The sequence below is a fragment of the Devosia neptuniae genome (assembly GCF_025452235.1).
GTDB lineage: Bacteria > Pseudomonadota > Alphaproteobacteria > Rhizobiales > Devosiaceae > Devosia.
On sequence record NZ_CP104965.1, the window covers coordinates 2639790 to 2654377 of the forward strand.

A 14588-nucleotide genomic window follows, 5' to 3' on the forward strand; every position below is an offset into this window, starting at 1 on the left:
GATTTTTATAGTTGCATGTATCCCGCGAGGACCGGCTTCGGTGCTCGCGGCATGCCTTGATATTGGACGACCCATGAAACCAGAACTGGTCCCCAATGGCGGGACGACGGATCGACTTGGTGCAACACTTGTGGCGGACGGCGTCAATTTTGCCGTCTATTCCGAAAGCGCCTCGGCGATCTGGGTATCGATCTATAACGAACAGGACGAGGAAACCGACCGCTTCGAGCTGGACGTGCATCGCGATCACATTCATGCCGGGCTGGTTGCCGGACTGGGCGCCGGCACGCGATATGGATTGCGGGCCGATGGCGAATACAATCCTGACCAGGGCCTGTTCTTTGACCCGCAAAAACTGCTGGTCGATCCCTATGCCAAGCGGCTCGACCGCGTGTTCGTGCGCTCGCCCCGGTTGCGGCTGGATCGCGCCGAGGCGGTGGATACCGCGCCGCTGGTGCCCAAAGCCATTGTCGTTACGCCCAATGACGAATTGATCCTGCCACGCAAGAAGGCGCCGGGACTGTTCTACGAAATGAATGTGCGCGGCTATACGATGCGCCATCCCAGCGTGCAGGGGCCGTTGCGCGGCACCGTGGCGGCGCTGACCACGCAGCGGGTGATCGACCATCTCAAATTCATTGGCGTCGATACACTGCAGCTGATGCCGACGGCGGCCTGGATCGATGAGGGGCATTTGCCGGCCTTGGGACTGACCAATGCCTGGGGCTACAATCCGGTGGTCTATTCAGCCATCGATCCGCGCCTGGCGCCGCGGGGCCCGCATGAATTGCGGAACATGACCGATCTCTACCGCAAGAACAGCATCTCGGTGATCCTCGACGTTGTCTATAACCATACCGGGGAGGGTGATGCCGACGGCCCCATGCTCAGCTTGATGGGGCTGGACGCCAAGACCTATTACCGGTTCGTCGAAGTCGACGGCAAACAGCATCTGGTCAACGATACCGGCACCGGCAATACGCTGCGGTGCGATCATCCCGCGACGCAGCGGCTGGTGATCGACAGCCTGCGCTATTGGGTCGAGGAAATGGGGGTTTCCGGCTTCCGGTTTGATCTGGCCACAGTGCTGGGGCGCGAGCCGGGGTTTAATCCGAACGCCGAAATGCTCAAGAAGATCAAAGCTGATCCGGTGCTGAGCCAGTGCATCCTGGTGGCCGAGCCATGGGACCCGGGTCCGGGTGGCTATCACCTTGGCCAGTTCGGCAAGGAATTCAAAGAGCACAACGACACCTATCGCGACGAAATCCGCGGCTTCTGGCGCGGGGAGGACGGCAAGATCGGTGCGCTGGCGGGCAAGGTCGCGGGCTCGGCCGAGATTTTTGACAGCGCGGGCCGCAAGCCCAGCAATGGCGTCAATATGCTGGCCGTGCATGACGGGTTCACCCTGCGCGACCTGGTCAGCTATAGCGACAAGCACAATGAGGCCAATGGCGAGGGCAATCGCGACGGGCATAACCACAATCAATCGTGGAATTGCGGGGCCGAGGGCGAGACCGAGGATGCGGCCATCAATGCGGCACGCAAGCGCGATGTGCGGGCGCTGCTGGCGACGCTGTTCCTGTCGCGCGGCACGCCGCTACTACAACAGGGCGACGAAATGTTCCGCACCCAGCAGGGCAATAACAATGCCTATGCGCAGGATAATGAAATCACCTGGCTCGATTGGGAAGCGGCGGATGGCGAACTGGTGAATTTCGTCGCTGCCGTGAATGGTTTCCGCAAGGCGCATTCGGCGCTGACGCATGACCATTTCCTCACCGGCCAAGACAAGAATGGCGTGCGCGACGTGGTCTGGCTGCATCCCGATGGCCGCGAGATGAATGAGGGCGACTGGCGCGATTCGGCCGCCTCGGTGCTGGGCATGCAGCTGACCAACAAGGACGATCAGGTGCTGGTCTGGTTCAACCGCCGCGCCGAACCGGTGGTGGCGCGGCTGCCGGAAGGGAACTGGGCGGTTGGCATCCAGTCGGACAGCAGTGCGGAGATAGCTTTTTCCGAGGGCACGGCCACGCTGACGCCGCGCTCGGTGGTGGCGTTGGTCAGGGCGTGAAATACGCTCTGCCGGGGTGTCAGGGCTGACCATCGCAAAGCCGTAATTGCGCCCGGACAATTCCATCAATTGCCCGAACATTTGCCGCGGCGGGCGCGCAGCTTGTGGCTGTCGCCCGCACCGTCTCTTGTGGGCTGATAATGGCGCCGGACCGCTGCACAGGGTCCGGCGCCGTTTTATTCGGCGGCTACCGCATCGGTGAAGCCGCCAGCCTTTTCGATGAAGCCGATGATCTGGTCGAGGCTTTCGCGCCGCAGCAGGTCGGTGAAGACATAGGGCCGACCCTCGCGCACTTTCTGCGTGTCGCTTTCCATCACTTCGAGGCTCGCGCCGACATATTGCGCCAGATCGGTATGGGTGATGACCAGCAGGTCCGAGCGCGAAATGGCCGGGCCGCCTTTGCGCGGGATTTTTTCGCCCTGGGCGACCGAGATCACATAGATGGTGAGATCCGCCAGGTCGGGCGAGAAGGTCGCCGCCAGATTGTCGCCGCCGCTTTCGATCAGGATGATGTCGAGGTCGGGGAATTTGCGGTTGAGATCATCGATTGCCGCCAAATTCAGCGAGGCGTCCTCGCGGATGGCGGTGTGGGGGCAGCCGCCGGTTTCGACGCCCACGATGCGGTCTTCGGAAATGGCCTGCGCCCGCGCCAGGATCAGCGCGTCCTCGCGGGTATAGATGTCGTTGGTGACCACCGCCATGGAATAGCGATCGCGCAAAGCCTTGAGCAGCATTTCGCACAGCGTCGTCTTGCCCGAACCAACGGGGCCGCCAATACCGATGCGCAGGGGACCATTTAGCGATTTCATAGCAGCCTCATGAGGGTGAGTGCGACAAAGCCTGCGCCGAGCAACAGGCAGAGGGGGGAATAAACGCGGCTGTCATTCAGCCGGAAATTGGGTTCGGGCGTCTTGCCGGCCCACCAGGGCGTGTAGCCGATAATGCCACGGGCGAGGAATATGGCAGCAACGGGTATGCCGAGCAGGGTCAGCATCGCGCCGCCGCTGTCATGATCGGCCAGGGCCAGCGCCAGGATGCCGGCAGCTAGCGTTGCGACGGCCACAGCGAAGGAGGCGAGGCGCGGCGGCATGCGTTCGATGTCGCGAAAGCCGACCACGGTCTGGGCCAATAGCTTCTCGTCGCGAATGGGCCAGGTGCGGCCGAAGGACCAGAGCAGATGGGCAAAGGACACGGCCAGCAAGGCGATGAACATGAATGCGGAAATCAGCATGCTCATGAGCGGAAAATTCTCGTCGTCAGGGTTTCATGGGCCATTTGGGCAATGTCGGCGGCATAGGCGATGGAGCCGATATCGTCCAGCGTCGCATGCTCGCACAGCACAGCCATTTCCGAAATGGGGTGTTCCAGCGCGGCCATGATGGCAAGGCCATCGGACTGGCCGATGGGGATCAGGCGCACGGCGACCGACACCTGGGCATGCACCGTGGCGGTGAGGTAAGCCGTGAGCGCCGCCTGCAGCTCGATACCATGGCTGGCGGCGATGGCGCCGACCGCGATGGGGTAGGGGCAGGGGCGTGGCAGGATATCCAGCACGGGCGAGGGCCAGGCTTTTGCGGCACTCGCGAAGGCGTCGCCGGTAATGGTGGTTTCGTCGTGGCGTTCGCGGGCGGGCGTCAGCGCGAGGCAGAGATCGGCGAGCTCCTGCAGGGCTGCGGCGTGCGTGCTGCCGCGATGGGCATGGGCGAAGAGGATGGCGTCGGTGCGTAGGCCGCCATGGGCAAGGATGCCCTCGATCCATTGCTGGGTACTTGCGCGGTCAATCACCACGCCTTTGACGATGGCGGCTTCGAGCCCCGCCGACCAGGCGAAGGCGCCTACGGGAAAGGCTGGCGACAGCCAGGTCAGCAGCTTTTGCAGATCGCTCATCGCGCCAGCAGCGCGTGGCCGCTGTCGCCGTGGCTGTGATAGGCGCCATGCTCGGCGTAGAAGGGCTCGGTGACGTTGCTCACCGTCGCGCCCAGGCCTTGGAGCATGGTTTTGAGCACGTGGTCGCGCTTGATCAGGATGCGGTTCTCTTCGAGCTGTGCCGAGGTGTGGCGATTGCCGATATGCCAGGCGAGCCGGACGAGATGGGCCGTGTCGCGGCCGCGCACTTCATAGAGCAATTCTTCGGCGGCGATGATTTCCACCAAGCGGCCATCATCGAGCAGGAGCGCGCTTTTATGCTCGAGCGTAATGGTCTGGGGGAAGTCCACCATCACCTCGGCGCCACCGTGCAGGCGCAGCAATTTGCGCCGCAGGCGGCGTTCGTCATGTTCGAGAACAACGAGGTCGAAAGGGGTGCCCTGCCCATGGTCTGGCGGCAGGATGGAGACGGCACGAAGCATGAAGAACTTTCCGACGATAGCGAGGCTTCCCGGCCCGCACCCACCCTAGAGCATTTCGCCGTTTCTCTGAAACGCTGAAATAGCTCCAGGTCTTTCGTTTTCGCGTTTCCGAACCGCAAAACCGTCACCACTTTTGCTGGAAACGCTCAGGGGCGTCAGGTCATGGTATTGAAGACCTTGATGATCCAATAGAGCTGGTAGCCGATGTGCAATGCCGGTATGGCGATATGCAGCCGCCGACTGGCCGACCAGATACCCAGCGCACAGAGCACCAGGCCGAACGGCACTTGCAGGAAATAATCCGGCCCGAAGCGTTCCCAATGTTCGGCGCCCTTGATCAACGTATCGATGGAATCGAACACGAAGGTCGCCGCCAACAGGCCGAAGAACCACTTGCGCCGCTTGAGGAAGAAATCCTCGTAGCCGGCATATTCGGTGATGTTGTCGGGGAAGAGCAGAGCTGCCATCAGGAACAGCGTGACGGCGTAGAAAATGAGGAAGAAGAATAGCCCGAACGACCAGCTGTTGATCTGGAACAGGGCGAATTCCCACCACCAGAACAGCACCAGTTCCACCAGGATCGAGCCCACCCAGAGCAGATGGACCGTAGAAGGCTTGTTACGATTGGGATGCTGGATGAGCCCGGCAACACCCATCAGCAGACGGGTGATGCCAAGGCCGATAACCATGCCCATGACGATGCGAATATGGGGGAACAGCTCTGGGTGGATCGGCTGCGGGTCCATATCGGCTCAGGGTGCGTTGCTGGCTTCGGAGCAGGTGCTGACTGCCGGAGCGTCCTCGCCCAGAGTCGTGTCATAGAGGCTCGCTTCGGCGCCTTCCGTCAGCCAGGCCCATTGACCCGAGACATAGCGCACGCCGGAGCCGGAGACGACGGAGGCAAAGACCAGCTTTTCGGTTTCCTCGGGCACATTGACCAGCGCCAGGAAATTGGGCGAGGCATTGATGTAATCGACCGTCAGCGGCACGCCGGTTCCACATTCATATTGCACGGTGCGCTTTTGGATATCGGCCGAGGCATCGGTGCCCAAGGTGAGCGACAATGACGCCTCGACGCCATGCGCGGCCGTCACCGCACCGGTCAGAAGCAATGCTGTGAGAATCGTCTTCATGAAGATCATTTTGGCGCTGGCTCCTCGCTTGTCCAGCGCCAAGATTGGACCATGCAGGCGGCGGAAATTGGATCGGCTGAGCGATTTAGACGAGATAAACGATCAGCAACGCGGCGATGATGGCCACCGCGTCTTCGATCAGTGCGGCTGGCTGGTCCTTGCCGAAGGATGCCGCCAGGCGGGAACGCGCCTCGGCGCCGCCATAAGTGCCGATGACGGCACCGACCGCGCCGAGAATGGCGCCAATGATCCAATTGCCCGGCAGCAGCGCGCCACAGAGGGCGCCGAGCACGATGCGGGCGCCGAATTGGACCGGTACCTTGCGGCTGGGCGTCTTGGGCAGCTGATCAGTGACCAGCTCGCCGATGGCCAGAATGGTCAGGATGATGACGGTCGGCAGCGCGCCGATAAAGCTGAGCTGGGTGCCGGCAAAGTCGATCCAGCCCAGATAAGCCGCCCAACTGATGGCGGCCAATGGTGTCATGGCCCGCAGGCCCGCAACCACCCCGATAAGCAGTGCAAAGACGTAGATCATTCTGGATGCCCCAATCCGAGCGGACCCATTGCCGCAAGGCCAAGACTATTCCGATCTACGCCAAGCGCAATCGGCTAGAACAGGAAGTAACGCTGGGCCATGGGCAGAATTGTTGCGGGTTCGCAGGTCAACAAAACGCCGTCCGCGCGCACTTCATAGGTTTCGGGGTCGACCTCGATAAAGGGTGTTGCCGAATTGTGGATCATCGAGGACTTGCCGATGCCACCCCGCGTATTGCCGACGGGCAGCATATGCTTTTCGACGCCCAGCTTGTTGCGCAGGCCATCGTCATAGGCGGCCTGGGACACGAAGGTCACCGACGAGCTGGTGCGCAGCTTGCCGAACGAGGCGAACATGGGCCGGTAATGCATGGGCTGGGGCGTGGGGATCGAGGCATTGGGGTCGCCCATGGGGGCTGCCGCAATCGAGCCGCCCAGCAGCACCATTTCCGGCTTCACGCCGAAAAAGGCCGGGGACCACATCACCAAATCGGCGCGTTTGCCCACTTCCACCGAGCCGATATGCTGGCTCATGCCGTGGGTGATCGCCGGGTTGATGGTGTATTTGGCGATGTAGCGCTTGACGCGGAAATTGTCGTTCTCACCGGTTTCCTCCGGCAGACGACCGCGCTGCTTCTTCATCTTGTCGGCGGTTTGCCAGGTGCGGATCATCACTTCGCCGACGCGGCCCATGGCCTGGCTGTCCGAGGAAATGATCGAGAGCGCGCCGATATCGTGCAGGATATCCTCGGCCGCGATGGTTTCCTTGCGGATACGGCTTTCGGCAAAGGCCACGTCCTCGGGAATGGACGAGGACAGGTGGTGGCACACCATGAGCATGTCGAGATGCTCGGCAATGGTGTTCTGCGTATAGGGCCGGGTCGGGTTGGTCGAGGACGGGATGACATTGGGCAGCCCAGCCACCCGCAGGATATCGGGGGCATGGCCGCCGCCGGCGCCTTCGGTGTGGAAGGCGTGGATGGTGCGGCCCTTGAAGGCGGCGATAGTGTCTTCGACGAACCCGCTTTCATTGAGCGTATCGGTGTGGATCATCACCTGGACGTCGAATTCGTCGGCGACCGACAGGCAATTGTCGATGGTGGCAGGGGTGGTGCCCCAATCTTCATGCAGCTTGAGCGAGGACACCCCGGCCAGCACCATTTCGGCCAGAGGCGCGGGCAGGGACGCATTGCCCTTGCCGGCCAGCGCCAGGTTCATCGGGAAGCCGTCAAAGCTCTCGATCATGCGCTGGGCATGCCAGGCGCCGGTGCAGGTGGTGGCCAGCGTGCCGTGGGCCGGGCCGGAACCGCCGCCGAGCATGGTGGTCACCCCGCTCATCAGGGCTTCCTCGATCTGCTGGGGGCAGATGAAATGGATATGAGCGTCGAACCCGCCCGCCGTGATGATGCGGCCTTCGCTGGCGATCACTTCGGTCGAGGGGCCGATAATGATGGTCACGCCCGGCTGGGTATCGGGATTGCCCGCTTTGCCGATGGCGGCGATCATCCCGTTCTTGAGGCCGATATCGGCCTTGTAGATGCCGGAATGGTCGATGATCAGCGCATTGGTGATGACAGTGTCGACGGCACCTTCGGCCCGCGTGCGCTGGCTTTGACCCATGCCGTCGCGGATCACCTTGCCGCCGCCAAATTTGACCTCCTCACCATAGATGGTGAAGTCCTTTTCCACCTCGACGAAGAGTTCGGTATCGGCCAGGCGCACCTTGTCGCCGGTGGTCGGGCCGTACATGTCGGCATAGGTGGCGCGGGAAATGCGGGCTGGCATGGTAACTCCGGCTTAGTGGGCCTTGGACGCGGCGGGCTTGGCGTGCTTGCGATATTGGGCGACGCTGGCGGCGATGACGGTATCGAGCAATTGCTCGCCCTCGTGCAGCATTTTGTCGTCCTGGCGGCTGGCGACCAAAGACAGGGCAAGCGCCTGCAGCGCATAGGCTGCCTTGGCTTTGCCATCGGCGACCAGCTGATTGCCTTCCTTTTCGATCTGCTTGAGCAGGCGGGCGAAATCGGCAGCGGGCAGGCCGGTCTTGAAGCCGCGCCAGTCCTTGGCGCCGCCGCGGTCGATCAGGCCGACGGTCGAGCCGCCCAGCAGATACATGGCCTCGCCATCGTCCACGCCGGCTTCGGTCAGGTCGCGCAATACGGCGGCGAGGCGCTGGCGCAGGTCGGCAAGGCGGGCGTCGGTATTGGTCTGTTCAGTCATTGTCTTAGAGTTGTCCCATGATCTGCTGGCGGAAGCCGTAAACGGTGCGGCTGCCGCTGAGTGGCACGAGCCGGACTTCGCGGGTCTGGCCCGGTTCGAAGCGCACCGCAGTGCCCGCGGCGATATCGAGCCGCATGCCGCGCGCCTGCTCGCGGTCAAACCGCAGCCCGGCATTGGTTTCGTAGAAATGATAATGCGAGCCGACCTGGATCGGCCGATCGCCGGTATTGGCCACCTCGATGGTGATCTGGGGCGCACCGACATTGAGCTCGATATCGCCGGACTGGGGAATGACTTCACCGGGGATCATGGCTGGCTCCTAGCGAATGGGTTGGTGGACGGTGACGAGCTTGGTGCCGTCGGGGAAGGTGGCTTCCACCTGGATGTCGTGGATCATCTCGGGGATGCCCTCCATCACCTGGGCGCGGGTGATGACATGGGCGCCCGCCTCCATCAATTCGGCCACCGGGCGGCCGTCGCGGGCGCCTTCGACCACGAAATCGGTGATCAGCGCGATCGCTTCGGGATGGTTGAGCTTGACGCCCCGCTCAAGCCGCTTGCGGGCCACGATGGCCGCCATGGCAATCAGCAGTTTGTCTTTTTCGCGCGGAGTGAGATTCATCGAGATGTCCTAAAAATGCCAGAGACGCGGCAGAGTGCCGGCGCGAGCCAGTGCGCCAAGAATTGGAACGATCGTGCGGCGAAGCGCAAGCCCGGAATTTGCCATGGCTCGTATGACGAGACGTTCACCGTTGACACTGGCAGCGGCCGTCGCCCCGTCCGGCAGCAGCGCGCGGACCTGTTCGAGGCGGCGCGCCAAGTCGGGGCCGAAATGGATGATGGTGGCAAAGGCGCGGGCGCCTGCCAGGAGCGCGGGATTGTCGCGGGCCAGGTCCGAGCCATCGATATGGGTGGCCTCGGCATGCACCAGCCTGCCGTTGCGACGAATGCGCCAGTTGTCGCGGAACAGGGCGTCGCGGGCGTCCTCACCCATGGCGTCGCGGCCCAGCAGCACGGCTTCGATGGCCGTGAGGCTGGCATCGGGTGCAAGATCGATATTGATCGAACGCTCGAAGCGGCTTTGGGCGAAAAGAATGGTTTCCTGCGGCAGCCAGTCGAGATGCGCGCCGGCGCCGACTGTGAGCTGGGTTTCGACATGGGCAGTGGCGCCGGTCGAGCGATAGATGCGTTCGCAGGCCTGGGTGGTAATGGTCGTGCGGGTGCCGGGGGCGATGTCGGCTTCCCAGCGCATGTGGTCGCCACCGGTCAGGCCGCCCGCCGTATTGATCAGCACGGCGTCAAGACTGTGGTCATGCGTATGGGGCAGCCGGATCTTGGCGCAGCCCTCCTGATAGAGGTTTTGCAGATGCGTCGCGTCGTCGCGCAGCTTGGTCGTCAACCGACCGACACCGCGCGCGCGCTGCATTATCACATGGTCATTGGCAACGATTTGCACGGGACGGCGTTTCTGCTGGGTGCACAGGCTCTGCCTCAGATAATTTTGATAGGAAAAGAAAAATGAACCTCAAAACTACTCTCTCGGCCGTTGCGCTTACCGCCGCTTTTGCTTTGTCCGGTCCGGCTTTCGCCCAGACCATGATTAACGGAGCGGCCGTCTCGGAAGCTGATCTTCCTGCCGTGCAGCAACGCTGCGACGAACTCAAGACTGCTGACGATACCGCATCGCTGGCCGATCCCAAAGCCGGTGATGAAACCACCGAAAACGCCGGTGATGCTGCCACTCCGGATGCTCCGCAGCCCAATGAAGCTGCTAATGCCACCACTACTGTCGACCTCGACACTCTGACGCTCGAAGCCTGCGTGGAGGCAGGTCTGGTATCTGCCATGTAATCGAGGGTTCTGCATCCCTGAAAAAGAGGCGTCCGGCACTTGTGCCGGGCGTTTTGCGTTTTAGACCATCAAATGCCGCCGCACCTCCGGCAGGTCGAGATCGCTGGCGGGGCCTGAATGCTGGATTTCGCCGCGATCCATCACATAGATGTCGTCGGCGATTTCGCGACAGAAATCGAGGAATTGTTCAACCAGTAGAATGGTCATGCCTTTTTCGTCGCGCAGGAATTGCAGCGCCCGGCCGATATCCTTGATGATGGAGGGCTGGATACCCTCGGTCGGTTCGTCGAGCACCAGGACTTTGGGTCGAGTGACCAGCGCACGGCCAATGGCCAATTGCTGTTGCTGGCCACCCGAGAGGTCGCCGCCCCGCCGGCTCAACATGGATTTGAGCACGGGGAACAGCTCGAAAATGTAAGTGGGAATGTTGCGGTCGGCCCGCTTGAGGCCGGCATAGCCGGTTTCGAGGTTTTCCTTGACCGTCAGCAGCGGGAAAATCTCGCGGCCCTGCGGCACATAGCCGATGCCCATGCGCGCGCGGCGATAGGGCGGGGACTTTTTCAGCACCTGATCGCCAAAGGTGATGTCGCCCGCCGAGATCGCATTGATCCCGGTGATGGCCCGCAGCGTCGATGATTTGCCGACCCCGTTGCGGCCGAGCACGGCGGTGATGCGATTGGGCTTGCACTCGAGCGACACGGCCTTGAGCGCCTGGGCGGCGCCGTAATGCAGGTCGATGGATTGGATGGAAAGGGCGGTCATGTCAGCGTCCCAAATAACGTTCGATCACCACCGGATTGGCGCTGACTTGTCCGAGACTCCCCTCGGCCAGCACCGAGCCTTCGGCCAGGCAGGTGACGCGGGAGCCGAGGTCGCGCACAAAGCTCATGTCGTGTTCCACGACCACGACCGAACGCGTGGTGGCGATTTGCTTGAGCAGTTTGGCGGTTTCAACCGTCTCGCTGTCGGTCATGCCGGCAACCGGTTCATCGACCAGCAGCAATTTGGGGTCCTGTGCCAGCAGCATGCCGATTTCGAGCCATTGCTTTTGCCCATGGCTGAGATTGGCGGCGAAGTCGTTTTTGCGGGCCGAGAGGCGCACCGTGTCGAGGATTTCATCAATGCGGGCGACGTCGTCGGCGCTGGCCGAATAGAACAGGGTCGCGAAGACCCCGCGCGGCTTTTTCAGCGCCATTTCGATATTGTCCCACACAGTCTGGCTCTCGAACACGGTGGGTTTCTGGAACTTGCGGCCGATGCCCAGATTGGCGATGGCCGCTTCATCGAGCTTGGTAAGGTCGGTGCGCCCGTCGAACAGCACTTCGCCCGAGTCAGGGCGCGTCTTGCCGGTAATGATGTCCATCATCGTGGTCTTGCCGGCGCCATTGGGGCCGATAATGGCCAGCATTTCGGCGGGCCGCACGATAATCGAGAGATTGTTAATCGCCTTGAAGCCATCGAAGGCGACCGAGACGCCGTCGAGATAGAGCATGGTGTCGCTGGCCTTGGCCATGGTCTTACTCCGCGGGCTTGATTTGGGCGGTTTCGACCAGCATGGTCGCGGGGTCTTCGCCGCGTTCGGCGGCTTGCGAGGTCTCGGGCGAACTCGGTTGCAGCGCCGCATTGGGTGGCGCCTGTTCGCGCTTCGTCGTCATCGTCCGCCATTGGCCGATCAGCCCGACAATGCCCTTGGGCATGAACAGCGTGACGAAGACGAAGAGCGCGCCCAGGGCAAAGAGCCAGAATTCGGGCAGGGCGCTGGTGAAATAGGATTTGCCCAGATTGACCAGGATGGCCCCGATAATCGGCCCGATAATGGTGCCGCGGCCGCCCACTGCCGTCCAGATCACCACTTCGATGGAATTGGACGGCTCGAATTCGGACGGGTTGATAATGCCCACCTGCGGCACATAGAGCGCGCCGGCAATGCCCGCCATGATGGCCGAGGCGGTGAAGGCGAAGAGTTTTACATATTCCACGCGATAGCCGAGGAACCTTGTGCGGCTTTCGGCGTCGCGGATGGCGATCATGACCTTGCCCAGCTTGGAATTGACGATCATCGAGCAGATGAAGACCGACAGCGCCAGCGCAATGGCGGTCGCGGCAAAGAGCGAGACGCGCGTGGTTTGGGCCGCGATGGGCTGGCCCAGAATGTCCTTGAAGTCGGTCAGGCCATTATTGCCGCCAAAGCCCATATCATTGCGGAAGAAGGCCAGCAGCAGGGCAAAGGTCATCGCTTGGGTGATGATGGAGAGATAGACGCCCGTGACGCGGCTGCGGAAGGCGAGGAAGCCGAAGACAAAGGCGAGAATGCCCGGCACCAGCACGACCATGAGCATGGCGAACCAGAAATTGTCGAAGCCCAGCCAATACCAGGGCAATTCCTTGTAGTTGAGGAACACCATGAAATCGGGCAGCGTGGGATTGCCATAGACGCCGCGTGGGCCGATCTGGCGCATCAGATACATGCCCATGCCATAGCCGCCCAGCGCGAAGAAGGCGCCATGGCCCAGCGAAAGAATGCCGCAATAGCCCCAGACCAGATCGAGCGCGAGCGCCAGCATGGCGTAGCTGAGATATTTGCCGAACAGCGACACCAGATAGGTCGGCACATAGCCGAACTGGCCGGGCGAGAGCAGCAGATTGCTGGCCGGAACGAGAATGGCGGCGGCAATCAGAATGCCGATCAGCCACCAGGCTTTGGTGTCCAAAGCGCGGAACAGGGCTTGCGTTAGCATGACGTGGCTCCGTTACGGCGGAAGGTGGTGCGGCTCATTGCTCGATCGCCCTTCCCTTGAGGGCAAACAGGCCGCGGGGCCGGCGCTGGATGAAGAGGATGATCATGACCAGGATCAGGATTTTGCCGAGTACGGCGCCGGCATAGGGTTCGAGGAATTTGTTGGCGACGCCGAGGGTGAGTGCGCCGACCAGCGTGCCCCACAGATTGCCCACCCCGCCGAACACCACGACCATGAAGCTGTCGATGATGTAGCCCTGGCCTAGATTGGGCGAGACATTGTCGATCTGGCTGAGCGCCACGCCGGCGAGCCCGGCAATGCCCGAACCCAGACCAAAAGTCAGTGCGTCGACCATTGGCGTGCGGATGCCCATGGCCGAGGCCATGCGCCGGTTCTGTGTCACGGCGCGCATTTGCAGGCCAAGCGGGGTGCGGTTGAGGATCATCAGCAGCATCAGGAAGACTGCGATGGCGAACATGACGATCCAGAAGCGGTTCCAAGTGATCGACAGCCCGTAAAAGGCCACCGAGCCCGACATCCAGCTTGGATTGGACACCATCTGGTTGGTCGGCCCGAAGATGGTGCGGACCGATTGCTGCAGGATCAACGAAATGCCCCAGGTGGCCAGCAGGGTTTCGAGCGGCCGTCCATAGAGCCAGCGGATCACGCCGCGCTCGATGGCGATGCCGACCAGCGCGGTAAAGAGGAACGCCGCGGGCAGGGCGACGGCCAGCGAATACTCGGCCAGTCCCGGCGCATATTGGCGGATCAGGGCCTGCGTCATGAAGGTGGTATAAGCGCCCAGCATGACCATTTCGCCATGCGCCATGTTGATCACGCCCATGACGCCGAAGGTGATGGCAAGGCCAATGGCCGCCAGCAGCAGCACCGAGCCGAGCGAGATGCCGTACCAGACGTTCTGCACCGCGCCCCAGGCCGCCGCATCGCGGTTGAGGCCATCAAGGCTGGCCTGAATATCGGCCTTGAGCGCATCGGGGGCATTGGCCAGGGCGCCACGCAGCACGGTGATGGCGGAACTGTCGCCGGATTTGGCGACCACGGGCGCCGCGGCCTCGCGGTCCTCAATGCTGGCGTCCGGGTCCTGCAGTACGATAAAGGCGCGAGCGGTTTGCATCAGCGTCTTGACGCCGGGATCAGTCTCGGCGGCCAAAGCCTCGTCGAGCAGCGGCAGATTGACCGGGTCGGCATCGCGCATGATCGACTGGGTTGCGGCGCGGCGCGTCGCCGGATTGTCGCTGAGCAGCGTCATTTGCCCGATGGCGGAGCGGATGACGCGGCGCAGGTTGTTGTTGACGCGCACCTTCTCGGCATCGCGGCGGCCCACTTCGCCCAGCTCGGCGCCGGTCAGCGGATCGGTGGTGGCGTAATTGTCGCCCCGGCGCTCGACATAGACGACGCGGCCAGTCGATTCGACGACATAGAGGTCACCTTCGGAAAGGGTATTGAGAATGGGGGAGACGCGGGTATCGCCGGTAGCGACGAGGGCAGCAATGGCCGCTTCGCGGTCAGCGTAGTCGCCGGGGGCCAGAGCGTCGATCAGCGTGGTGAGCTCGGCATCCGATGGCTGGGCCAGGCTGGGCACAATGGCGGTCAGCAGCATGAACAACGCCAGCAATGCGGCGGACAGTCGCTTGACGGACATCGGCATTCTCCAGGTGTTGGACGGCAAGAA

Annotated in this window: 18 protein-coding genes; 2 read left to right on the forward strand and 16 right to left on the reverse strand. The window is 62.3% G+C overall.

All coding sequences use genetic code 11. The features are described 5' to 3' along the window. The first annotated feature begins 73 nt into the window (after window positions 1-73). Window positions 74-2071 carry a glycogen debranching protein GlgX gene (glgX, locus tag N8A98_RS15770; protein ID WP_262166662.1) on the forward strand — a complete coding sequence of 666 codons (1998 nt, stop codon included), beginning with the start codon at window positions 74-76 and terminating at the stop codon, window positions 2069-2071. Between the two features lie 176 nt (window positions 2072-2247). Here glgX and ureG read toward each other — a convergent pair whose 3' ends face one another. From ureG to N8A98_RS15830, 12 genes are all read right to left on the reverse strand, one after another. Further along, window positions 2248-2880, reverse strand: a complete 633-nt coding sequence (gene ureG / locus N8A98_RS15775) for an urease accessory protein UreG (RefSeq protein WP_113121849.1) — start codon at window positions 2878-2880, stop codon at window positions 2248-2250. Next, window positions 2877-3308: a DUF3995 domain-containing protein gene (locus N8A98_RS15780; protein WP_262166665.1), complete on the reverse strand. Its 432-nt coding sequence runs from the start codon at window positions 3306-3308 to the stop codon at window positions 2877-2879. The genes ureG and N8A98_RS15780 overlap by 4 nt, the downstream gene beginning before the upstream one ends. Continuing rightward, window positions 3305-3958 (reverse strand): urease accessory protein UreF, encoded by a 654-nt coding sequence (locus N8A98_RS15785; protein ID WP_262166667.1) that lies wholly within the window; start codon window positions 3956-3958, stop codon window positions 3305-3307. The genes N8A98_RS15780 and N8A98_RS15785 overlap by 4 nt, the downstream gene beginning before the upstream one ends. After that, complete coding sequence (locus tag N8A98_RS15790) at window positions 3955-4419, reverse strand: urease accessory protein UreE (RefSeq protein ID WP_262166668.1); 465 nt, start codon at window positions 4417-4419, stop codon at window positions 3955-3957. Before N8A98_RS15790 ends, N8A98_RS15785 begins: the two co-directional genes overlap by 4 nt. Window positions 4420-4574: 155 nt before the next feature. Next, complete coding sequence (locus tag N8A98_RS15795) at window positions 4575-5165, reverse strand: hypothetical protein (RefSeq protein ID WP_262166670.1); 591 nt, start codon at window positions 5163-5165, stop codon at window positions 4575-4577. Between the two features lie 6 nt (window positions 5166-5171). Next, window positions 5172-5561 carry an MliC family protein gene (locus tag N8A98_RS15800; RefSeq protein ID WP_262166672.1) on the reverse strand — a complete coding sequence of 130 codons (390 nt, stop codon included), beginning with the start codon at window positions 5559-5561 and terminating at the stop codon, window positions 5172-5174. 76 nt (window positions 5562-5637) lie between these two features. Further along, window positions 5638-6087 (reverse strand): DUF4126 family protein, encoded by a 450-nt coding sequence (locus N8A98_RS15805; RefSeq protein WP_113121843.1) that lies wholly within the window; start codon window positions 6085-6087, stop codon window positions 5638-5640. Window positions 6088-6161: 74 nt separating this feature from the next. Continuing rightward, a complete protein-coding gene (ureC, locus tag N8A98_RS15810) occupies window positions 6162-7871 on the reverse strand; it encodes an urease subunit alpha (protein ID WP_262166674.1) in 1710 nt (569 codons plus the stop codon). A 12-nt stretch (window positions 7872-7883) separates the two neighbouring features. Beyond that, window positions 7884-8306, reverse strand: coding sequence for a hypothetical protein (locus N8A98_RS15815; protein WP_262166676.1), 423 nt, complete (start codon window positions 8304-8306; stop codon window positions 7884-7886). 4 nt (window positions 8307-8310) lie between these two features. Next, window positions 8311-8616 carry an urease subunit beta gene (locus N8A98_RS15820; protein ID WP_113121840.1) on the reverse strand — a complete coding sequence of 102 codons (306 nt, stop codon included), beginning with the start codon at window positions 8614-8616 and terminating at the stop codon, window positions 8311-8313. Between the two features lie 9 nt (window positions 8617-8625). Then, a complete protein-coding gene (locus N8A98_RS15825) occupies window positions 8626-8928 on the reverse strand; it encodes an urease subunit gamma (protein WP_092182005.1) in 303 nt (100 codons plus the stop codon). Window positions 8929-8937: 9 nt separating this feature from the next. Then, window positions 8938-9732 carry an urease accessory protein UreD gene (locus tag N8A98_RS15830; protein WP_262166681.1) on the reverse strand — a complete coding sequence of 265 codons (795 nt, stop codon included), beginning with the start codon at window positions 9730-9732 and terminating at the stop codon, window positions 8938-8940. Between the two features lie 92 nt (window positions 9733-9824). On the opposite strand from N8A98_RS15830, the gene N8A98_RS15835 reads away from it, so the two are divergent. Next, window positions 9825-10157, forward strand: coding sequence for a hypothetical protein (locus N8A98_RS15835; RefSeq protein ID WP_262166682.1), 333 nt, complete (start codon window positions 9825-9827; stop codon window positions 10155-10157). A gap of 60 nt (window positions 10158-10217) precedes the next feature. On the opposite strand, the gene urtE is transcribed toward N8A98_RS15835, so the two are convergent. Genes urtE through urtB form a run of 4 tightly spaced genes read right to left on the reverse strand, consistent with a single transcriptional unit; the run spans window position 10218 to window position 14558 of the window. Further along, the gene (gene urtE, locus N8A98_RS15840; protein ID WP_262166684.1) at window positions 10218-10919 is read right to left on the reverse strand and encodes an urea ABC transporter ATP-binding subunit UrtE; all 702 of its coding nucleotides are present in this window, start codon (window positions 10917-10919) and stop codon (window positions 10218-10220) included. Window position 10920: 1 nt separating this feature from the next. Continuing rightward, complete coding sequence (urtD, locus tag N8A98_RS15845) at window positions 10921-11670, reverse strand: urea ABC transporter ATP-binding protein UrtD (RefSeq protein ID WP_262166686.1); 750 nt, start codon at window positions 11668-11670, stop codon at window positions 10921-10923. Between the two features lie 4 nt (window positions 11671-11674). After that, window positions 11675-12895, reverse strand: a complete 1221-nt coding sequence (urtC, locus tag N8A98_RS15850; protein ID WP_262166687.1) for an urea ABC transporter permease subunit UrtC — start codon at window positions 12893-12895, stop codon at window positions 11675-11677. Window positions 12896-12929: 34 nt separating this feature from the next. Continuing rightward, complete coding sequence (urtB, locus tag N8A98_RS15855) at window positions 12930-14558, reverse strand: urea ABC transporter permease subunit UrtB (RefSeq protein WP_390888776.1); 1629 nt, start codon at window positions 14556-14558, stop codon at window positions 12930-12932. Window positions 14559-14588: the final 30 nt, after the last annotated feature.